Origin of the sequence: Pseudarthrobacter sp. H2 (assembly GCF_050157045.1) — a bacterium.
Lineage (GTDB): Bacteria > Actinomycetota > Actinomycetes > Actinomycetales > Micrococcaceae > Arthrobacter.
On sequence record NZ_CP189594.1, the window covers coordinates 1,423,699 to 1,445,128 of the forward strand.

The following is a 21,430-nucleotide window of genomic DNA, read 5'->3' on the forward strand; positions in this document are numbered from 1 at the left end:
CTGAAAATCCAAGGATCCTGCCAGGTTGTCACAGACGTCACGAGACAATCGAAAGTCGAAGCCCCACCGACGGCAATACGCTGATGGGGCTTCCCCTTTGCCCGAAAACAACGGCCCGAAATCTACCTGCCCGGGAACGGCGTGCCCGGGAAATTTAACGGCAGGAGAGGGCTGGCCCGCGGGGCATTATTCCGTCAGGGTATAGCCATGAGCAGCGAACCCATTGCGGCCTATGCCCTCCTGTCCGACTGCCGCTCCGCCGCGCTGGTGAGCGCCGCCGGATCGGTGGACTGGCTGTGTTTCCCGCGCTTCGACAGTCCCTCGGTCTTCGGCCGGCTCCTGGGCGGGGAGGCCGGGTTCTGGTCGATCCGGCCGGCCGGCGTGCAGTCCTCGAGCCGGCGGTACCTCGGACCCACCATGGTACTGGAGACGGTCCACACCTGCCCGGGCGGAAGCGTGACCGTGACGGACGCCCTCGTGCTCGGCGACGGAGCGCGGGGTCACGACCTCGGCGCACAGGCACCCGGCGTCCTGCTCCGGCAGGTCTCCTGCACCCGGGGGGAAGTGGACGTGGACGTGGTCTTCGCACCCCGCCCGGAGTACGGCCTGATCACCCCGCTGCTCTACGACGCCGACGGCGGCTTCCTGGCCCGCGGCGGGGCGGACGTCATGGCGTTCTCCACCGCGGTCCCGTTCGAGTTCAGCGGGGACACCGCGCGCGCCCGGGTGACACTGCGGGCCGGGGACGTCCAGGGCTTCGCCCTCCACCACCGGCACAGCTGGCAGGACTGGCCGTCCTTCTGGACCCAGGCTGAGATCGCCCGCCGGCTCGCGGACACTCTGGAGGGCTGGAGCAGCTGGTCGGAGCTGCACCAGGGCTACCGGGGCCCCTGGAAGGACCTCGTCGCCACCAGCGGCCGGATCCTGCAGGCCCTCAGCTACTACCCGACCGGCGCGATCGTGGCCGCCCCGACGACGTCCCTGCCGGAGGTCGCCGGGGGAACGCGCAACTGGGACTACCGCTACACCTGGATCAGGGACGCGAGCATGACCCTGCAGGCGCTCTGGGTCGCGGCCTGCCCGGACGAGGCCGGAAATTTCTTCCGGTTCATGGCCTCGGCGGCCGCCAGCCAACTGGCCGGCGGCGCCGACCTTCAAATCATGTACGGGGTCGGCGGGGAGCGGGACCTGTCCGAACGGGAACTTCCCCGCCTGCCAGGCTGGGCTGACAGTTCCCCGGTCCGGGTGGGCAACGGCGCCTGGAACCAGCGCCAGCTCGACGTCTACGGGGAGCTGCTCGATGCCGCCGCCACCCTGCCGCAGTTCCTCGCGGACATGGAACCGGAAACCCGGCGGTTCCTCGCGGACGCGGCAGACGCCGCCGCCGCGCGCTGGCAGTCCACGGACCAGGGCATCTGGGAGGTCCGGGGCGCCCCCCGCCACTACCTGCATTCCAAGCTCATGTGCTGGGTCGCGATGGACCGGGCCATCACCCTGGCCGAGGTCCTGCACGCGGCCGACAAGGTCCCGTACTGGACCGGGGTGCGGGCCCGGATCGAGGATTCCATCCGGACGAACGGCTGGAGCGTTGCGGCGAACGCCTACACCCAGGCCTACGGTTACGACGAGCTCGACGCCTCGGCCCTGATGCTCTCCATTGTGGGCTTCCTGCCGCCGGACGACCCCGGCATGCTGGCCACGATCGAGGCCATCGAGCAGCGGCTCACGGACAGCAGGGGCCTGGTGTTCCGCTACCTGGGCGAGGACGGCTTCCCCGGCGAGGAAGGCACGTTCCTGCTGTGCACCTTCTGGCTGGCCCAGGCCCTTGCCCTCGCCGGCCACACCGAACGGGCCCGGGTTGTCTTCGAACGGGCCGCCGCGTTCGCCACGGACCTGGGCCTGATGGCCGAACAGGTCTCCCGTGACGGCGATGAACTGCTGGGCAACTTCCCGCAGGCGTTCAGCCACGTCGGCCTCGTCAATGCCGCGTGGGCCATCCACACCGCCGAGGAGCGGATGGCCCGCCGCCGCTAGGCCTGCGCAGGCTCCTCGGGGGCGGCCAGGACGACGTCGCTCACCGTCAGTTCGCCGTCCCCGGCCACCAGCTCCAGTTCACGGGCGTTGGCCGCGGCCTTGAGGTCGGCCAGGCCGGCCTTCAGCTGCGTGGTGAGGGACTCCGTGGCCGTGATGGTCGCGGAGAGGACCTCGGTGCGCTGCTTGACCTTGGCCTCGGACTTGGCCTTGCGGATGCCGCTCAGCGCGGTCCCGACGGTCGCCAGCAAGGTGGTGTCGCCGTCGATCTCCACCGCGGAGGGCCACTGCGCGCGGTGCACGGAACCGGTGCGCCACCAGCTCCAGACCTCCTCCGTGGCGAAGGGCAGGAACGGGGCGAACAGCCGCAGCAGCGTGTCCAGGCTCGTCGCCAGCGCCGCCAGCACGGAAGCCTGCTGGGCGTCTCCGGCGGCACCATAGGCGCGGTCCTTGATGAGCTCCACGTAATCGTCGGTGAAGTGCCAGAAGAAGCTCTCGGTGATCTGCAGGGCCCGGGCATAGTCGTAGTTGTCGAACGCCTTGGTGGCCTGCCGCACGACGTCGGCGAGCTGGGCCAGCACGGCCCGGTCCAGGGGGTTGCTGAGCACCGAGAGGTCCCCGGAAACCACCGAGTCCTCGGTGGCGCCCAGGTTCAGCACGAACTTGGAAGCGTTCAGCAGCTTGATGGCCAGCCGGCGGCCGATCTTCATCTGCGCGATCTCGTACGCCGTGTCCGCGCCGAGCTTGGCCGAGGCCGCCCAGTAACGGACGGCATCCGAGCCGTACTCCTCCAGCACGTCGGTGGGGACCACCACGTTGCCCTTGGACTTGGACATCTTCTTGCGGTCCGGGTCCAGGATCCAGCCGGAGATGGCCGCGTGCTTCCACGGGGCGGTGTCCTGCAGGGCATCGGCCCGGACGGCCGAGGAGAACAGCCAGGTGCGGATGATGTCGTGGCCCTGCGGGCGCACATCGAAGGGGTAGACCTTGGCGAAGAGCGCCTCGTCGGTGCTCCAGCCGCCCACGATCTGCGGTGTCAGGGAGGACGTCGCCCAGGTGTCCAGGACGTCGGCGTCGCCGGTGAACCCGCCGGGCACGTCGCGCTGGGCTTCCTCGTAGCCCGGTGCGGTTTCCGCTGCCGGGTCCACCGGCAGCTGCGCGTCGGAGGGCACGATCGGGGCGTCGTATGCGGGATTCCCGTCGGCGTCCAGCGGGTACCAGACCGGTACCGGCACGCCGAAGAAGCGCTGGCGGGAGACCAGCCAATCGCCGTTCAGTCCGGAAATCCAGTTCTCGTAGCGCGAGCGCATGAAGGCGGGGTGGAATTCGATCTCGTGGCCGCGCGCGATCAGGCGTTCGCGGCGGTCCGCGTCGCGGCCGCCGTTGCGGATGTACCACTGGCGGGACGTCACCACTTCGAGGGGCTTGTCGCCCTTCTCGAAGAAGTTCACGGGGTGCATGATCTTCTTCGGCTCGCCGTCGAGCAGTCCGGCGGCGGACAGCTGTTCCACCACGGCTTCCTTGGCGCTGAAGACCGTCTTGCCCGCAATCGCGGCGAAGCTGGCGCGGCCTTCGTCGGTGGTGATCCAGTCCGGGGTCTCGCCGATGATGCGGCCGTCGCGGCCCACGATCGCGCGGGTCGGGAGCTGGAGTTCCCGCCACCAGGTGACGTCGGTGAGGTCGCCGAAGGTGCAGACCATGGCGGCGCCGGATCCCTTGTCCGCCTTGGCCAGCGGGTGGGCCCTGACCTCAACCTCGACGCCGAACAGGGGAGAGGTGACCTTCTTGCCGAACAGCGGCTGGTACCGTTCGTCGTCGGGGTTTGCCACCAGGGCCGCGCAGGCCGCCAGGAGTTCCGGGCGGGTGGTCTCGATGTAGATCTTCTCGCCGTCTTCGGTGAAGAACGGGTAGCGGTAGTAGGCACCCGCGACTTCGCGGTCCTCGAGTTCGGCCTGGGCCACCGCCGTGCGGAAGGTGACGTCCCAGAGGGTGGGGGCCTCGGCCATGTAGGCGTCGCCCGCGGCGAGGTTCGCCAGGAAGGCGCGCTGCGAGATGGCCCGGGACTTGTCATCGATGGTGCGGTACGTCAGGTCCCAGTCCACGGACAGGCCGAGGGTCTGGAACAGGTTCTCGAAGACTTTCTCGTCCTCGACGGCGAGTTCCTCGCACAGCTCGATGAAGTTCCGGCGCGAGACGACGTCGAAGTCGCGCTGGTTCTTGGCGGGCTCGGCGGGCGGCCGGTAGCCGGCGTCGTAAGCGGTGGTAGGGTCGCAGCGCACGCCGTAGTAGTTCTGCACGCGGCGTTCGGTGGGCAGGCCGTTGTCGTCCCAGCCCATCGGGTAGAAGACGTTCTTGCCGGTCATGCGCTGGTAGCGCGCCAGGACGTCGGTCTGGGTGTAGGAGAACATGTGCCCCACGTGCAGGGATCCCGACGCGGTGGGCGGGGGGGTGTCGATCGAGTAGACCTGCTCCCGGGTGGTCTCCGGATTGAACTTGTAGGTCCCTTCGTCAAGCCAGCGCCGCGTGAGGGCGGCTTCGAGCCCCTCCAGGGCGGGCTTGTCCGGAACATTGATGGGGGCGGTGGTGGGCGTGTCTGTACCCTGCGTGTCTTCAGCCATGGAGCAATTGTTTCATGCTCCGCGGCGGCACCCGGCAGCAGCAGGCGCCGTACGGGCAACGGGGCCGGCATCCTGGTGATTAAGCGCATCTGCGATGAGCCCGCGGCCGACGACGGCTGCCGGGTGCCGGGGACCGGCTCTGGCCGCGCGAGCCGGAGATCAGCCACGCACGCGTGCTGCTTGATTTCATCCGGCGCAACCGTACCGGGGAGTCGGAGCCGAGACGTTAGGGTGGTGCCATGACTGAGGGAATCCAGAACAAAGCAGCAGCCAAGGCAGCAGTAGTCACCGGCGCCAGCACCGGGATCGGAGAGGCCACCGTGCGCGCACTCCGGACCGAAGGCTGGACGGTCTTCGCCGTCGCCCGACGCGCGGACCGGCTCGAGGCGCTCGCGGCGGAGACCGGCGCCGTGGCCGTCCCCGCCGACGTCACGGACGACGCCGACGTCGCCCGGCTGCTGGACGAGGTCACCCGCGCGGGCGGCATCGACACCCTGATCAACATCGCCGGCGGCGCCCGCGGGGCGGACAAGGTGGGCGACGCCAGGACGGAGGACTGGGAGTGGATGTTCCAGGTCAACGTCCTCGGCACCATGAAGCTCACCCGCGCCTTCCTGCCCATGCTGCGCGCCTGCGGCGAGGGCACCGTCCTGAACCTGACCTCGAGCGCGGGCCTGGCCGCCTACGAGGGCGGCGGCGGCTACAACGCGGCGAAGTTCGCCCAGCACGCCGTCACCGGCGCCCTGCGCCTGGAGGAGGCCGAGCACAACGTCCGTGTCATCGAGGTGGCTCCCGGCCTGGTGCAGACCGAGGAGTTCGCGCTCAACCGGCTCGGCAGCGAGGAAGCCGCGGCGAAGGTCTACCAGGGCGTCGAGAAGCCGCTGACCGCCGCCGACGTCGCCGAGGTGGTCCGCTACGCCGTCGCGGCACCGCACCACGTCAACCTGGACCAGATCGTGATCCGGCCGGTGGCGCAGGCCGCCAACTACAAGCTGATCCGCAAGGGCTAGTTCGACAGCCAAGGGCGTTACCCCGCGGGGCTTTGGGGGTGCCGGGGCGCCCGCCGTCAGCCGCGGTACGCCAGCTCCGACACCACGGCCAGATGGTCCGAGCCCGGGATGGGGAGGGTCTGGAAGGACACCACCGCAAACTCCCTGCTGGCCAGGACGTGGTCGATCTGCACGAACGGGGGAGCCGGTGAGTTCGCGGGCCACGTCGGCCACAGTCCCCGGCCGGTGGCCGACGCGGCGTCGGTGAGCCCGGTGGACAGGAGCTTCCGCAGCCCGCGGTGGTCCAGACTTGCGTTGAAGTCGCCGAGCAGTACTTCCGGAACCTCCGCGGGCGCGCCCTGCTGCAGCTCGAGGAGTTCGGCGAGGTCCTTCCGCCAGCGGGGCACGTGCCCGGGCCGGGGGGAGTTCACATGCACCGAGGTCAGGCGAATCCCTCCCGGGATGCCCGGCACCTCGGCCACGGCCCTGCTCTGGAAGAACCCGCTGCCGGGGACGCGGCCCGGCGTCGTCAGCGGGAAGGCCGAGAAAATCCCGTTTCCGACATTCGCCCAGTCGACGTCGGTGACCCGGTACGGCAGCAGGCGGCCGATGCCCGCCTGGTCAAGGCGCTCCAGAGAAACCGGGTTCAGTTCCGGCAGCGCCAGAATGTCGACGTCGTTCGCCGCCACCGCCTCAAGCACAGCGGCCGCATCCACCTCCGAGCTGCCGAGGTTCAGGGACATGACCGTCAGGTGCCTGCCGTGGCCCGCCACCGTGGGGGCGGCCAGCGTCGCCGTACTGCGTTCCCCGGCAAGCGGGACCATCCGCGGTGCCAGCATCGCGAGCTGGATGACCAGCAACAGGAGCACGCCCGCCGAGACGACGAGGCGGACCCGGCGGCGCCGCCCGATCAGGAGTGCCGCCAGCACCGCGGCGAGGGTCAGAGGCACCGTCAGCGGATAGCCCGCCAGCAGCTGGGGCCAGGGCGTTCCCGGCTCCCAGGGGCCGATCCGGACCGCCGTGAGCACAGCCCCGGGAAGGGCCAGCACCATGGCCAGTGCGGTCAGCAGAACCGCACGCCACACGCCGGGCCGCCGGGAGTCCAAGCCCGGGCGGGAGTTCAAGGCCGGCCCGGGGTCCAAGCCCGGCCGGGCCATCGGTGCCGTGGTGTTCATGGGTCCATTATTGGCGGGCGATCCTCTGCTGGCCATGGGCGCCGGGCGCGTCATGGGTCAGGGTGCTGCCGGGACGGCCAGCGTCGCCATGATGGCGGCGTGGTCCGTCCCGGCCACGCGGTGCACCGAATAGGCGGTGGCGCGCACCTGCGGGCTGGTGACCAGGTGGTCGATCACGACTCCGGGCAGCAGCTGCCCGTCCATCGGCCAGGTGGGAACCAGCCGCGACCCGACGGCCGTTCCCACGTCCACCATCTGCCGGCCGCCGGGGCCGCCGTGCAGGATCTGGCGGAACTCGGAATGGTCGTAGGTGGCGTTGAAGTCGCCGGCCAGCAGCAGGTTCCCCGGACCGGCCGTAAGCCTGCCGATCGCGGCGAGATCACTGCGCCACCGTTCGACCCGGCCGCCAACCGGCGGCTGCGCGTGGACATTCGTCACGTCCAGAACCGCGGACTGCCCATCGGTCTGTCCGCCGGGCGGGCTGCCGGACGGCCCGTACGTGCGAAGGGTGAGGCGGACGGTCGGCACCTGGAACTGGGAATCCGGCAGGGCACCCAACGGCTGCAGGGGATGAAGGGAGTAGAACGCGCTGCCGGCGGCACCGTTCACGGGGCGGCTGATCCGGTTCGGCAGCAGGCTGGCCAGCCCCTGGGCCGCCAGCCGTTCCTGCAGCGCCGGGGTGTGCTCCTGGATGGTCAGCAGCCCGATGCCGTTGTCCCGGACCAGCCGCACAATTTCGGCCGCATCCGCCCCGCCGAGTTCCGCGTTGATGTCCATTACCTTCAGCTGCACCGTCCGTGCGCCGCCGGCCGGAGTGTCCCGGGCGGTCCCCCCGGGGGTCTCCCCGGCGTTGGACTGGGGGAACAGATAGTCCTGCGGGAACAGCCAGAACAGCTGCACGGCCAGGAGCCCCGCAGCCACCACGATCAGCCAGGCGCGCCGGCCCAGCACGGCGAACAGCAGTCCGGCGCCGGCGGGCAGCACCAGCCAGGGCGTGAAGGCCAGCCACTGCTCCACCGCCGCGGGCCACTCGCCGGGCACGGCACGGAAGACCGTGAGCGCCGCCAGCGGCAGGGCCGTCAGCAGCGCCAGCACGCGCCACAGCCGGGCCCCGCGGCGCCGGGGGCCCAGCCCGGTGGTGCGGCCGGCATCGGGCAAGCTCATGCGCCTGAGTCTAGGTTGTCCAGTCCCGCAGCACACCCGTTAGACTGGTGGCAACAGCTTTGACCCGGCCATCACCGGTGAGCTTCCGGAAGAACGCCCCCGCCGCTTCAATGATCAGCCGCTTCAGTGAGCAGCCGCCACCAGGCGCATGGGGGCCAGTAGAACCGGACGGGTAAGCCCGTCACAGCAGTAATGAGCGGCCGACGCCGGAGCTCTGTCCCTCACAGGGGCCCGGCGACGGTAAGTGAGGTGGTACCGCGGTGCCGGCAACGTTGGACAGCAGCAATGGACAACAGCGTACGGACCGTCCTCGCATCCTGAATTTGTTCACCAGCTCAACCCAGGATGTCGAGATGACTTATTACCCGAAGGCCTCCGCCGCTCCCGCCGGCCGAGGCGCCACCACCACCGCTTCCAACACCTCTGGTGTGCCGGCCTCCGTGAAGTTCCCGGAGATCGAAGAGCGCATCCTCAAGTACTGGGACGAGGACGGCACCTTCCAGGCGAGCATCGACCAGCGCAGCCCCGACCTGCCCGGCGGGACGCCCGGCAGCAACGAATTCGTGTTCTACGACGGGCCTCCCTTCGCCAACGGCCTCCCGCACTACGGCCACCTGCTGACCGGCTACGCCAAGGACCTCGTGGGCCGGTACCAGACCCAGCGCGGACACCGGGTGGAGCGCCGCTTCGGCTGGGACACCCACGGGCTGCCCGCCGAACTGGAAGCCATGAAGCAGCTCGGCATGACGGACAAGAAACAGATCGAGGCCATGGGCATCGACAAGTTCAATGACGCCTGCCGCTCCTCGGTGATGAAGTACGCCGGCGAATGGCAGGAATACGTCACCCGCCAGGCCCGCTGGGTGGACTTCAAGAACGACTACAAGACGCTCAACGTCGAATACATGGAATCCGTGCTGTGGGCCTTCAAGCAGCTGCACGAAAAGGGCCTGACGTACAACGGCTACCGCGTGCTGCCCTACTGCTGGAAGGACGAGACGCCGCTGTCCAACCATGAGCTGCGCATGGATGACGACGTCTACAAGAACCGCCAGGACCAGACCGTCACCGTCACGTTCCCCATCACGGCCGGGGAGTCGGAGCTGTCCCGGCAGCTCGCCGGCGTCCAGGCGCTCGCCTGGACCACCACCCCCTGGACGCTGCCCACCAACCTGGCGCTCGCCGTCGGGCCTTCCATCACGTACGCCGTGCTGCCCGCCGGCCCGCTCGGAATCAAGGCGGCCGCGGCCGAGGCGCCCGTCACGGGCAGCTTCCTGCTCGCCGCGGACCTGCTGGGCTCCTACGCCAAGGACCTCGGCTACGGCGACGGCGCCGAGGGCGCCGCCGCCGCCGAGGCCGCCGTCGTCTCCACCCACACCGGCGCCGAGCTGGACGGGCTGGGCTACGAGCCGCTCTGGGACTACCTCAACGACGCCGAGAAGTTCGGCACCGAGAACGCCTGGCGCTTCCTCGTGGCCGAGTACGTCACCACCACCGACGGCACCGGCATCGTCCACCAGGCGCCCGCCTACGGCGAGGATGACCAGAAGGTCTGTGAAGAGGCCGGCATCCCCGTGGTCCTGTCCGTGGACGAGGGCGCGAAGTTCCTGCCGATGTTCGGCCACGGCCCGCTCGCCGGGATTGCCGGGCTGCAGGTGTTCGACGCGAACAAGCCCATCACCCAGGTCCTGCGCGCCGGCGGCCGTCTCATCCGCCAGGCCAGCTACGAGCACAGCTACCCGCACTGCTGGCGCTGCCGGAACCCGCTGATCTACCGGGCCGTGTCCTCCTGGTACGTGGAGGTCACCAAGATCAAGGACCGCATGTCCGAGCTGAACCAGGAGATCAACTGGATCCCGGGCAACGTCAAGGACGGCCAGTTCGGCAAGTGGCTCGCCAACGCCCGCGACTGGTCCATCAGCCGCAACCGCTACTGGGGCAGCCCCATCCCGGTCTGGCAGTCCACCGACCCGGACTACCCGCGCACCGACGTCTATGGCTCCCTCGCCGAGATCGAGGCCGATTTCGGGCGGCTGCCGCTGAACAAGGACGGACAGGTCGACCTGCACCGGCCCTTCATCGACGAGCTGACCCGGCCCAACCCGGACGACCCCCGCACTCCTGCGGAAGGCCAGTCCGTCATGCGCCGCGTCGAGGACGTGCTGGACGTCTGGTTCGACTCCGGCTCCATGCCCTACGGCCAGGTCCACTACCCGTTCGAGAACGAGGCCTGGTTCGACACCCACAACCCGGCGGACTTCATCGTCGAGTACATCGGCCAGACCCGCGGCTGGTTCTACATGCTGCACATCCTGTCCACGGCGCTGTTCGACCGTCCGGCGTTCCGGAACGTCATCAGCCACGGCATCGTGCTGGGCTCGGACGGGCAGAAGATGTCCAAGAGCCTGCGCAACTACCCGGACGTCTCGGAAGTCCTGGACCGCGACGGCTCCGACGCGATGCGCTGGTTCCTGATGTCCAGCCCCATCCTGCGCGGCGGCAACCTCGTGGTCACCGAACCGGGAATCCGCGACGGCGTCCGCCAGGTCATCCTGCCGCTGTGGAACGTGTACAGCTTCTTCACGCTGTACACGAACGCCTCTAACGCAGTTGGTGGACAAGCGTCCGGGTACGACGCGAAGCTGCGCTACGACGGCTACGCCGACACCCTGGACCAGTACCTCATGGCCAACACCGGCGACCTGGTCCGGAACATGACCGCCGCGCTGGACAGCTACGACATCTCCGGGGCCTGCGACGAACTGCGCGGCTACCTGGACATGCTCACCAACTGGTACGTGCGCCGCAGCCGGCAGCGCTTCTTCGACGAGAACGCGGACGCCTTCGACGCCCTCTACACGGCGCTGGAAACTGTCTGCCGCGTGGCGGCGTCGCTGCTGCCGCTGGTCTCCGAGGAGATCTGGCGCGGGCTCACCGGCGGACGCTCCGTGCACCTGGCCGACTGGCCGGACGCTGAACTGTTCCCGGCCAACGCCGGGCTCGTCGAGGCGATGGACCGGATCCAGCAGATCTGCTCCACCGGATCCTCGCTGCGCAAGGCCGCCAACCTCCGCGTGCGGCTGCCGCTGCAGGAACTCACCGTCGTGGCGCCCGGCGCCGGCGCGCTGGCCGGGTTCGCCGCCGTCGTCCAAGATGAACTGAACCTGCGCTCGGTCCGCCTGCTCGACGCCGGGAGCGCCTCCCCGGAGGAGTTCGGCATCGAGCAGAAGCTCGTGGTCAACGCCCGGGCCGCCGGTCCGCGGCTGGGCAAGAACGTCCAGCAGGCCATCAAGGGCTCCAAATCCGGCGACTGGTCCGTGGACGACGCCGGGGTGGTCACCGCCGGCGGGCTCGGGCTCGAGCCGCAGGAATACACCCTCGAGACCGTCGTGGCGGAAGCCGCCACCGGCGCCGCGGCTGGTCCTGCCACAAGGGCAGCTGCCGTCCTGCCCGGCGGCGGGTTCGTGGTCCTCAACACCGAGGTCACACCCGAACTCGAGGCCGAGGGCACGGCCCGGGACCTGGTCCGCGCCATCCAGCAGGCCCGCAAGGACGCCGGACTCAACGTCAGCGACCGCATCCACACCACCGTCACCGCGGCGCCGGGCACCATCGGCGCGCTGCTGGCCCACGCCGGGCTCGTGCAGACCGAGACCCTGACCGTCCGGCTGGACACCGTTCCGGCCGACGTCAAGGAACCGCAGATCACGGTCGAAAAAGTTCCGGCCGAACAATCCACCGCCGACAAAGTAGAGGCCTGAGCCCATGACCGACGAATTCTCCGTACAAAGCGTCTACGCCGAACTGCTGGGACGCGCCCCGGAAAACAAGATGGAGCCGAGGCTGGCCCCGCTGCACCGGGCGATGGACATCCTGGGGGAGCCGCAGAAGGCCTACCCGATCATCCACATCACCGGCACCAACGGCAAGACCTCCACGGCGCGGATGATCGAGGCCGGCCTGCGCGCGCACGGGCTCAGCACCGGCCGGTACACGAGCCCGCACCTGTCCAAGGTCACGGAACGGATCAGCATCGACGGCGCTCCCGTGTCGGATGCGACCTTCGTCCGGATCTGGGACGAGATCCGCCCGTACCTGGCCATCGTGGACGGCGAGCTCGAGGCCAAGGGCGAACCCCGACTGACCTACTTCGAGTGCCTGACCATCCTCGGCTTCGCCGTCTTCGCGGACCAGCCGGTCAACGTCGCCGTCATCGAGGTGGGCCTGGGCGGCATCACGGACGCCACCAACGTCGGCGACGGCCAGGTCGCCGTCGTCACCCCGATCTCCCTGGACCACACGGACCTGCTGGGCGACACCACCGGGGACATCGCCCACGAAAAGGCCGGCATCATCAAGCCCGGCGGCTTCCTGATCAGCGCCGCGCAGCCCGTGGATGCGGCGCAGGTGCTGCTGGAAAAGGCCAAGGAAACGCACGTCCCGTTCCGCTTCGAGGGCGTGGAGTTCGGCGTCGAATCCCGGACCGTCGCCGTCGGCGGCCAGATGGTCACCATCCAGGGCATCGCCGGCCGCTACGAGGGACTCCTGGTGCCCCTGCACGGGGCGCACCAGGCCGAGAATGCCGCCGTTGCCATCGCGGCCCTAGAGGCCTTCTTCGGCGGCGAGAAGGCGCTCGACGCCGAGATCCTGCAGGAGGCCTTCGCCTCCGTCACGTCCCCCGGGCGGCTCGAAGTGGTCCGCACCGCGCCCACCATCATCGTGGACGCGGCCCACAACCCCGAAGGCATCCGGGTCTCGGCCGAGGCCATCCACGAGGCGTTCAGCTTCACCAAACTCGTGGTCGTCGTCGGCGTCCTGCGCGAAAAGGACGCCGAGGAGATCCTCCGCCAGCTCAAGGAATCCCTGGGCGGCCTCGACGCGGACTACTGCTTCACCCAGTCCAATTCCCCCCGGGCGGTGCCGGCCGAGGACCTCGCCGAACTCGCGCTGGACCTGGGCTTCGGCGAGGACGACATCCACGTTGCCGAGAAGCTCGACGACGCCCTGGAATGGGCCGTGGAACGCGCCGAAGCCAACGAGGACCTCGCCGGCGGCGTGCTGGTCACCGGGTCCATCACGCTCGTCGCGGAAGCCCGGATCCTGCTCGGAAAGGCGGATGCCTAAGCGATGGCACGACTGACCAAGGCCCAGCGCGAATGGCGCCCGGGCATGCCCAAGAAGCGACGCTCCACCAAGGTCATGTTCGCCTCCACGGTCCTGCTGCTGGAAGCCTTCGTGGTGCTGTTCGGCACCATGGCCGTCTTCGGACTGCGGCGCGGCGAGATTTCACCGGTCCTGATCTTCACGGTCGGGATCGCCCTGTTCCTGGTGCTCGTGTTCACCTGCGCGGTCGTCTCCAGGCCCTGGGGCGTGGGACTGGGCTGGATCCTGCAGCTCGTGCTGATCCTCGCCGGAATCGTCGAGCCCACGATGTACGTCGTGGGCGTGCTCTTCGCGGCGGCCTGGTGGTACGGGATCAGGACCGGCATCCGGATCGACCGCGAGGAGGGCCAGCGCGAACGCGAGCAGGCCGCCTGGGACGCCGCCCATCCGGCGGACGGCGGCCCTGGTCCGGGCCCGGGCCCGGGCCCTGGTCCTGGCCCGGAACCGGCGCCCGGTGCCGGCGCCCAGAACCCGTAACCGGAACCCGTAGACTTTGACCGCAACCCCACCCCGACACATTGGAGCAACTGTGAGCCTTGAGCGCACCCTCGTCCTGATCAAGCCCGACGGCGTCGCCCGCAACCTGACCGGCGCCATCCTCGGCCGGATCGAAGCCAAGGGCTACGCCCTGGCCGAGCTCAAGAAGGTCAACGCGAGCCGGGAACTGCTGGAGCAGCACTACGAGGAGCACCTCGGCAAGCCGTTCTACGAGCCGCTGGTCGAGTTCATGCTCAGCGGACCCGTCGTCGCGGCCGTCTACGAGGGACACCGCGTGATCGAGGGCTTCCGCTCGCTCGCCGGCACCACGGACCCGACGACGGCGGCGCCCGGCACCATCCGCGGCGACTTCGGCCGCGACTGGGGCCTGAAGGTCCAGCAGAACCTGGTCCACGGCTCGGACTCGGTGGAATCCGCCGAGCGCGAGATCGGCATCTGGTTCTAAGAGTTTCCAGGGTTCCGCCTCACCGAGGTGACAGATAAGGCCAATGTTCCCGCTGAACATTGGCCTTAACTGTCACCTCGCGGCGGTTGGGAACTTCAGTAGCCGGAGGTGCCGGCGAAGACCTGGATGAAGGCGAAGAAGATCGTCGCGATCACGGCAACGTAGAGCAGCGCCGTCAGGATCCAGCCGGAGTCGCCCAGGATCCGGGCCGCGCCGGCCGGCAGCGGGATCACGCCGTGGGACACGTTGCGGATGCTCACCCAGACAAACATCGGAATCATGACAGCCCAGACAATCATGCAGAACGGGCACAGGATGTGGATGGAGTACAGGGCCTGGGACCAGAGCCACACCACGAAGGCGAAGCCCAGGGTCACGCCCGCCTGCAGGCCCAGCCAGTACCAGCGGGCGAACGTGGCGCCGGCGAGGATGCCCATGGCCGTGGTGATGATGACGGCGAACGCGACGATCCCGATGAACATGTTGGGGAAGCCAAACAGCGAGCTCTGCCACGTCTGCATCACCTGGCCGCACGAAATCCACGGGTTCACGTCGCAGACGGTGACGTGGGTGGAGTCCTTGAGGACCTCGAGTTTCTCCAGCACCAGGGTTCCGGAGGCCAGCCAGCCGACGACGCCGGTCACCAGCAGGAGCCACGCGAACGGCCGGTCGCGGGTCATCGGGGGAAGGGGCCGCCGGGCGGTTGCCGGGCCGGGGCCCGGCTGCTGCACGGTCGCGTCGCCGGTTGCGCTGGAGATGCTGGGCATGGATTAACAGTCCTTTGCGTCGGTTGCAACTGGTCCGATTGTATCGCCGCAGGCTCGGCGTTGCCGGGGACGTGCCCCTGACCCGGCCCGATGGCGCCCCTGCGGTGTGCAGTTGGTGCGCAGATACTGCCTGCGGCGCCGCGCTTACGCCTGCTTTGGCGGCTCTTGTGAGACAATGATCGTGGCTGGAACCCGATCCACATCCGGATTCCGGTCCGGCGACTTTGTTCCCAAGACCGCCAATGATGAGTAGGGAGCTACGGATCCTCTGATCCAGGCTATCCCGCAATTCCATTGGACGGCACCTGGTTGTGGCGTGTAGGTCAACGGGTTTCAGAACAATCTCGCCGGCCCTCCAGGGCTGCCGCACCCCTCTGCCGGTGCGAACCTGAGGGTATCCAATTGACTTCTGTCAATGCCTGCGGGTGTTGGCGAATAATTGCCCCAACGGGTGCCGGATGTGGCGGCGCATCAGGGGCAGGAGTGTTGCCACATATGGATAATGACCAGGTTCTAGCCGTTAACGAAGCAATCGTTACCGAAGAAACAGCGGAATCAGCTGCACCCGCGGCGCCCAAGCGCCCCATCAGGACACGGCGCAAGGTCGCGCCGAAGGCCCAGCCGGCGGAGCCCGCGGAGGCGCCGGAGTCCGCCGGCACGGCCCCCGACGCCGCCGCGGAAGCTCCCGCCGGTTCCCCGGAAGCCGAACCCGCCGAAGCAGCGGCCGCCGAGGTTAAAGCGAAGGCGCCGGTCCGGCGTACCCGCGCCCGCAAGCCGGCAGTGACGGCCGAGCCGTTGCCCTTTGTTGCGGAAACCGCCTCTGCGGAAACCGCTGTCGCGGCTGAGGCCCAGCCCGCTGAGGAAACCGCCGTCGAGGCTTCCGTCGTGGAAAAGCCCGTCCGACGCCGTGCCAGCCGCGCCAAAGCCGCCGCCCCGGCAGCTGAAGCGATCCCCGCAGCAGCCGTCCCCGCAGCCGGGGACGCCGCCACCGCTGCCATCGAACCGCCCGTGGAACCTGCCGCCGAAACCGTCACCGCGGCGGCCCCTGAAGCTCCCGCAGAAACCGCAGCAGAAACCGCCGCAGAAGCCCCTGCCGAGAAGCTCTCCGCAGCCGCCTCGCTCTTCCTCGAGCCCGGCGCCGTCACCTCGATGATTTTCCAGGCCCCCGATCTGAGCGCCGCGGTCCGCCCGGCCCCGGTGGCCGCCGAGGCTGAGGAGGACGAAGAGGAGGGCGAGGAAGGCGAGGACGCCAGCGGCCGACGTCGGCGCCGCAGCCGCGGACGCCGCGGCCGCACCCGCACCGAGAACGAACAGGGCGCCGACACCGAAACAGAAGGCTCCGCAGAGGAGAGCGACGAAGGCGCCGAGGGCACCATGGACGACGGCGTGACCTCACGCCGCCGCCGTCGCCGCCGCCGTGGCGACCAGGACCTCGAACTGACCGGCGGGGGAGACGACGACCCGCCCAACACGGTGACCCGCGTCCGCGCACCCCGCGCCGCCAGCGAGGCGCCGGTCAACAACCGCGTCACGTCCCTCAAGGGCTCCACCCGCCTCGAGGCCAAGAAGCAGCGCCGCCGCGAATCCCGCGACACGGGGCGCCGCCGCACTGTCATCACCGAGGCCGAGTTCCTGGCCCGCCGCGAATCCGTGGACCGCCAGATGATCGTCCGCCAGCGCGACGACAGAATCCAGATCGGCGTCCTCGAAGACGGCGTCCTGGCCGAGCACTTCGTCTCCAAGACACAGCAGGATTCCCTGATCGGCAACGTCTACCTGGGCAAGGTCCAGAACGTGCTGCCCTCGATGGAAGCCGCCTTCGTCGACATCGGACGCGGCCGCAACGCCGTGCTCTACGCCGGCGAAGTCAACTGGGAATCCGTCAATCTCGAGGGCAAGCAGCGCCGGATCGAGAACGCGCTGAAGTCCGGCGATTCCGTGCTGGTCCAGGTCACCAAGGACCCGGTCGGCCACAAGGGCGCCCGCCTCACCAGCCAGATCTCGCTGCCCGGCCGCTACCTCGTATACGTGCCCGGCGGTTCCATGACCGGGATCTCCCGCAAGCTGCCCGACGTCGAACGCAACCGCCTCAAGCGGATCCTCAAGGACCGCCTGCCGGAAGACGCCGGCGTGATCGTCCGCACCGCCGCCGAGGGCGCGTCCGAGGAAGAGCTCACGCACGACATCAACCGCCTGCGCGCCCAGTGGGAAGGCATCGAAAGCCAGTCCACGTCCACCAAGATCCTCGCCCCCGAGCTGCTCTACGGCGAACCGGACCTGACCATCAAGGTGGTCCGTGACGTCTTCAACGAGGACTTCTCCAAGCTGATCGTCTCCGGCGAGGAAGCCTGGGACACCATCGAGGCCTACGTCACCTATGTGGCGCCGGACCTGGTGGGCCGGCTCGAGAAGTGGACCAAGGATTCGGACATCTTCGCGGCCTGGCGCATCGACGAGCAGATCCACAAGGCCCTGGACCGCAAGGTGTTCCTGCCCTCCGGCGGCTCCCTCGTGATCGACCGCACCGAAGCCATGACCGTGGTGGACGTCAACACCGGCAAGTTCACCGGCAGCGGCGGAAACCTCGAGGAGACCGTCACCAAGAACAACCTGGAAGCGGCCGAGGAAGTCGTCCGGCAGCTCCGGCTCCGCGACATCGGCGGCATCATCGTGATCGACTTCATCGACATGGTGCTCGAATCGAACCGCGACCTCGTGCTGCGCCGCATGGTGGAGTGCCTGGGCCGGGACCGCACCAAGCACCAGGTGGCCGAGGTGACCTCGCTGGGGCTCGTGCAGATGACCCGCAAGCGGATGGGCACCGGGCTGCTGGAGGTCTTCGGCGAACAGTGCGAGGCCTGCGCGGGCCGGGGCATCGTCACCCACGACGAGCCCGTCGAACACCGCCGGGCCAACACCGTCGCCGCGGAGCACTACGTGCCGCGGGCCGAAGCCCAGCCCGCCGCCCGGACCGAGCGCAAGGGCCGCCGCCGCGGAAAGAGCGGCCAGGCCCTGGAGCCTGCCCTGTCCGCGCCGGCGCACCCCGAGCCGACCGAGGAGGAGCGCCACGCCAAGGCGGAGGCAACACGTGCCGCCCTGGCGAACATCGCCGCCGCGGCGCACGCCGCCCACCTGCACGACGGGGAGACCGCCGACGCCGGGACGCGCCAGCGCGACGCCGGGACGCGCCCGGCGGCCGTTGAGCCGGCCGCGCAGGGGACCCGGAAGGAAGAAGCGCCCGCCGGACGTCCTGCCGCCGTGCTGACCTTCGGCGGCGAGCAGGTTGCCCTGCCGTTCGTGGAGCACGCCGGGGAGGCAAAGGCTCCCGCACTCACGCTGGACCTGCTGACCGAGGCCTTCGCCCACCTGAGCGAAGGCGGCGAAGCCCGGCAGGCCGCAGGCCGGCTCGACGCCGCCCCGCACGATGCCGCCCCGTACGACGACGACCAGGTCCGGGAAGCCGGGGCCACCACGTCCCGTGCCCGCCGCGGTCGCCGGAACCGGAGCGCCAGCCGCGCCCAGGGTGCTGCCAACGTGACGTCCATTGAACACCGTGAGGCAACTGAACACCGCGAGGCCACCCGGCCGGCCGCAGCCGGAGCCGTCCACGAGGCCAAGGTCCCGGCCGCAGCAACGCCGGCGGCCAAGATGCCGATGGCCAAGCCCGCGGCCAACGAGCCGATCATCCTCGGCGTCGGCGTGCCGGCGTCCGAGCTGTAGGCCTCCAGCAACTGCCTGAACCGCGGGTGCGGCCCGGGACCGGCGTAGCAATACGCCGGTCCCGGGCCGCACCCGCGAGGTTGTTAAGGGATGCGGCTAGGCTGGGGGACTGACACGGGGTGCCGCGCATCGGGCCGGCTGAGATCCAGACCCGTTGAACCTGTCCGGTTAGCACCGGCGAAGGGATGTCCGTTTTGGCTTTGTTTTCACCGACTCTTCTGTCCGAATTTCTGCCGTACCGGCCGCGCACGTCCGCGCCGCCCCGGATTCCCCGCGTGCTGGCCATTGCCGGTTCCGACCCCTCCGGCGGGGCCGGGATCCAGGCCGACCTGAAAAGCATCGCCGCGAACGGCGGCTACGGCATGGCGGCCATCACCGCCCTGACCGCGCAGAACACCCGGGGCGTCCGGGCGGTGCACGTCCCCCCGGCGGAATTCCTCACCGCGCAGCTGGAGGCGGTCAGCGACGACATCGGCATCGACGCCGTCAAGATCGGCATGCTGGGGGATGCGGCCGTGATCGACGCCGTCCGCAGCTGGCTCGAGAAGGTGCGCCCCGGCGTCGTTGTGCTTGATCCGGTGATGGTGGCCACGAGCGGGGACCGGCTCCTGCGGGAGTCCGCCGAGACGGCCCTGCACACGCTCCTGCCGCTGGCGGACCTGATCACCCCCAACCTCGCCGAACTGGCGATCCTGCTCCGGGAGCCCGTCGCCGCGGACTGGGCGGAGGCCCTGGCGCAGGGCAAACGGCTCGCCGCGCTGGCGGGCACCACAGTGCTGGTGAAGGGCGGCCACCTCAACGACGCTGCCGGCGACAACAACGCCGGCGACAACGCCACCGACAACGCCACCGGCGACAACAAAGGCGACAACGACGCCGGGGCCGAGGCCGGCGGCTGTCCCGACGCGCTCGTCAACACGGGCGGACTGCTGGGCCGGGAGACCGTGGTGTTGCCCGGGGAGCGCATCCGGACCCGCAACAGCCACGGCACCGGATGCTCCCTGTCCTCCGCGATGGCCACCGTGCAGGCCCGGGTGGGGGACTGGGAGGCCGCCCTCCGGGAGGTCAAGCCGTGGCTGCAGGGGGCGCTGCGGGAGTCGGGGAGCCTCGACGTCGGATCCGGCAACGGCCCCGTCCATCACTTCCACCACCTGCCCCATCCCGGCCCCGCCGGGCCGCAGCCCGGCACCCCGGCCCCGGCGGAAGGCGAGTTTGCCGTGGCGCTCTGGGAAGGGGCCGCGGCGGACCTCGAGGCGATCTACGGCCTCGCGTTCATCCGCGGCCTGGCCGAGGGCACCCTGCCGGACAAGGACTTCGCCTACTACCTCGCGCAGGACGCCATCTATCTCAACGGCTACTCCCGGGTGCTGGCCCGGGCGTCGGCCCTCGCGCCGTCGGAAGCCGAACAGCTCTTCTGGGCCCGCGGCGCGCAGAACTGCCTCGAAGTCGAATCGGAGCTGCACCGGACGTGGCTGGGCACCCGCCCCGCCGGCCCGGAACTGGGCCCCGTCACCAAGTCCTACGTGGACCATCTGCTGGCCGCCTCGGTCTCCGGCAGCTACGGGGTGCTGGTGGCCGCGGTCCTGCCCTGCTTCTGGCTCTACGCCGAGGTCGGCGCCACGCTGCACGGGGAGTTCCTCGCCGCGGGAGCCCCGGCAGGGCACCCCTACGCGGCCTGGCTGCGCACCTACGCGGACGAGGAGTTTGCCGCCGCGACCCGGCAGGCGGTCGCCTACACCGATGCGGCGGCGCGGCAGGCCACGGACAGCGAACGGCAGGCCATGACACTGGCCTTCCGGCAGTCATCGCGCTACGAGGTCGATTTCTTCGACGCGCCGCGGCTGCATGCCTGACCCGGCGGGGACCGGGGAGACTGTACGATAGTCGGGCACGGTTCCGGAGGTTCTCTCGGCAACCCCCTGGCCAAGGCCAGTGGCGCCCAGCACGAACTATCCACCGGAACCAGCCTCATTTGCGGCCGAAGGCAAAATTAGCGTAGTCTGGACCTTCGGTGCTTACGCCAACACTTGGGTTATGACCTCAAAGGCAGTCCCCGCGGTATTCCAATCAATGAATTCGCGTCGGTATTGTCCACGGAATAACTCATGGGTTCCCCCGGGGAATCCACCGGCGTAGAGGCACAGCGTGAGCCGGTCCAAACAATTTGGCCCCAGGTTCCGCACGCAAATCTAGTAATAAACGTCGAGAGAAGTGAGTTCCACAGTGGTGTACGCGATTGTCCGCGCAGGCGGCCGGCAAGAGAAGGTTTCCGTTGGAGACTTCGTTACCCTGAACCGCGTCCCCGGTGGAGCCGGCAGCACCTTTGAGCTGCCCGCACTGCTCCTGGTAGACGGTGACAAGGTCACGTCCGCTGCCGCGGACCTGGCCAAGGTAACGGTTACGGCTGAGATCCTCGAAGACCTCCGTGGTCCGAAGATCGTCATCCAGAAGTTCAAGAACAAGACCGGCTACAAGAAGCGCCAGGGTCACCGTCAGGAATTGACCAAGGTCAAGATCACCGGTATCAAGTAACTAACCGTTACTGTTCAGGTTTTCCGCAGATTCCCCAGAATTTTTAAGGCAGGCATTTCAAATGGCACATAAAAAAGGCGCGAGTTCCACTCGCAACGGTCGTGACTCCAACGCCCAGTACCTCGGCGTCAAGCGCTTCGGCGGCCAGGTAGTTTCCGCCGGCGAGATCATCGTCCGCCAGCGCGGCACGCACTTCCACCCGGGCGCCGGCGTCGGCCGCGGCGGGGACGACACCCTGTTCGCCCTGGCCCCCGGGGCCGTCGAGTTCGGTACCCGCCGTGGTCGTCGCGTTGTGAACATCGTGGCTGCTGCAGCTGCAGAGTAATAC

General features: G+C 69.2%; 14 protein-coding genes and 1 riboswitch. Of the genes, 10 read left to right on the top strand and 4 right to left on the bottom strand.

All coding sequences use genetic code 11. The annotated features are described in order from the left end of the window. Positions 1-207 precede the first annotated feature (207 nt). The gene (locus ACQCSZ_RS06785) at positions 208-2,034 is read left to right on the top strand and encodes a glycoside hydrolase family 15 protein (RefSeq protein WP_427007283.1); all 1,827 of its coding nucleotides are present in this window, start codon (positions 208-210) and stop codon (positions 2,032-2,034) included. Here the strand turns inward: ACQCSZ_RS06785 and valS are convergent. Next, positions 2,031-4,649 carry a valine--tRNA ligase gene (valS, locus tag ACQCSZ_RS06790; RefSeq protein WP_427007284.1) on the bottom strand — a complete coding sequence of 873 codons (2,619 nt, stop codon included), beginning with the start codon at positions 4,647-4,649 and terminating at the stop codon, positions 2,031-2,033. The genes ACQCSZ_RS06785 and valS overlap by 4 nt on opposite strands. A gap of 239 nt (positions 4,650-4,888) precedes the next feature. On the opposite strand from valS, the gene ACQCSZ_RS06795 reads away from it, so the two are divergent. Further along, a complete protein-coding gene (locus ACQCSZ_RS06795) occupies positions 4,889-5,659 on the top strand; it encodes an SDR family oxidoreductase (protein WP_427007285.1) in 771 nt (256 codons plus the stop codon). A 56-nt stretch (positions 5,660-5,715) separates the two neighbouring features. On the opposite strand, the gene ACQCSZ_RS06800 is transcribed toward ACQCSZ_RS06795, so the two are convergent. Both ACQCSZ_RS06800 and ACQCSZ_RS06805 read right to left on the bottom strand, forming a co-directional pair. Next, on the bottom strand, positions 5,716-6,813 hold the full coding sequence (locus tag ACQCSZ_RS06800; protein ID WP_427007286.1) for an endonuclease/exonuclease/phosphatase family protein: 1,098 nt from the start codon (positions 6,811-6,813) through the stop codon (positions 5,716-5,718). A gap of 57 nt (positions 6,814-6,870) precedes the next feature. Then, on the bottom strand, positions 6,871-7,977 hold the full coding sequence (locus ACQCSZ_RS06805; protein ID WP_427007287.1) for an endonuclease/exonuclease/phosphatase family protein: 1,107 nt from the start codon (positions 7,975-7,977) through the stop codon (positions 6,871-6,873). Positions 7,978-8,330: 353 nt separating this feature from the next. Here ACQCSZ_RS06805 and ileS point away from each other — a divergent pair, with 353 nt between their 5' ends. The 4 genes from ileS to ndk are packed head-to-tail and all read left to right on the top strand — an operon-like array spanning position 8,331 to position 14,083. Next, entirely contained in the window at positions 8,331-11,738 is a 3,408-nt protein-coding gene (ileS, locus tag ACQCSZ_RS06810) for an isoleucine--tRNA ligase (protein ID WP_427007288.1), read from the top strand. A 4-nt stretch (positions 11,739-11,742) separates the two neighbouring features. Then, a complete protein-coding gene (locus ACQCSZ_RS06815) occupies positions 11,743-13,101 on the top strand; it encodes a bifunctional folylpolyglutamate synthase/dihydrofolate synthase (RefSeq protein WP_427007289.1) in 1,359 nt (452 codons plus the stop codon). A 3-nt stretch (positions 13,102-13,104) separates the two neighbouring features. Then, positions 13,105-13,617, top strand: coding sequence for a DUF4233 domain-containing protein (locus ACQCSZ_RS06820; protein ID WP_427007290.1), 513 nt, complete (start codon positions 13,105-13,107; stop codon positions 13,615-13,617). A 52-nt stretch (positions 13,618-13,669) separates the two neighbouring features. Continuing rightward, positions 13,670-14,083, top strand: coding sequence for a nucleoside-diphosphate kinase (gene ndk, locus ACQCSZ_RS06825; RefSeq protein ID WP_427007291.1), 414 nt, complete (start codon positions 13,670-13,672; stop codon positions 14,081-14,083). A 95-nt stretch (positions 14,084-14,178) separates the two neighbouring features. Here ndk and ACQCSZ_RS06830 read toward each other — a convergent pair whose 3' ends face one another. Next, complete coding sequence (locus ACQCSZ_RS06830; RefSeq protein ID WP_427007292.1) at positions 14,179-14,850, bottom strand: vitamin K epoxide reductase family protein; 672 nt, start codon at positions 14,848-14,850, stop codon at positions 14,179-14,181. A gap of 495 nt (positions 14,851-15,345) precedes the next feature. Here ACQCSZ_RS06830 and ACQCSZ_RS06835 point away from each other — a divergent pair, with 495 nt between their 5' ends. The 4 genes from ACQCSZ_RS06835 to rpmA all read left to right on the top strand — a co-directional run bounded on the left by ACQCSZ_RS06835 (position 15,346) and on the right by rpmA (position 21,427). Continuing rightward, entirely contained in the window at positions 15,346-18,570 is a 3,225-nt protein-coding gene (locus ACQCSZ_RS06835; protein ID WP_427007293.1) for an Rne/Rng family ribonuclease, read from the top strand. Positions 18,571-18,675: 105 nt separating this feature from the next. Beyond that, positions 18,676-18,773, top strand: a riboswitch (TPP riboswitch). Continuing rightward, positions 18,756-20,423 (top strand): bifunctional hydroxymethylpyrimidine kinase/phosphomethylpyrimidine kinase, encoded by a 1,668-nt coding sequence (locus ACQCSZ_RS06840; protein WP_427007294.1) that lies wholly within the window; start codon positions 18,756-18,758, stop codon positions 20,421-20,423. (Overlaps the previous riboswitch by 18 nt.) Before the next feature lie 370 nt (positions 20,424-20,793). Continuing rightward, complete coding sequence (gene rplU, locus ACQCSZ_RS06845) at positions 20,794-21,102, top strand: 50S ribosomal protein L21 (RefSeq protein WP_018773353.1); 309 nt, start codon at positions 20,794-20,796, stop codon at positions 21,100-21,102. A gap of 61 nt (positions 21,103-21,163) precedes the next feature. Continuing rightward, positions 21,164-21,427: a 50S ribosomal protein L27 gene (gene rpmA, locus ACQCSZ_RS06850; protein ID WP_069952019.1), complete on the top strand. Its 264-nt coding sequence runs from the start codon at positions 21,164-21,166 to the stop codon at positions 21,425-21,427. The last annotated feature ends 3 nt before the right edge of the window (positions 21,428-21,430 follow it).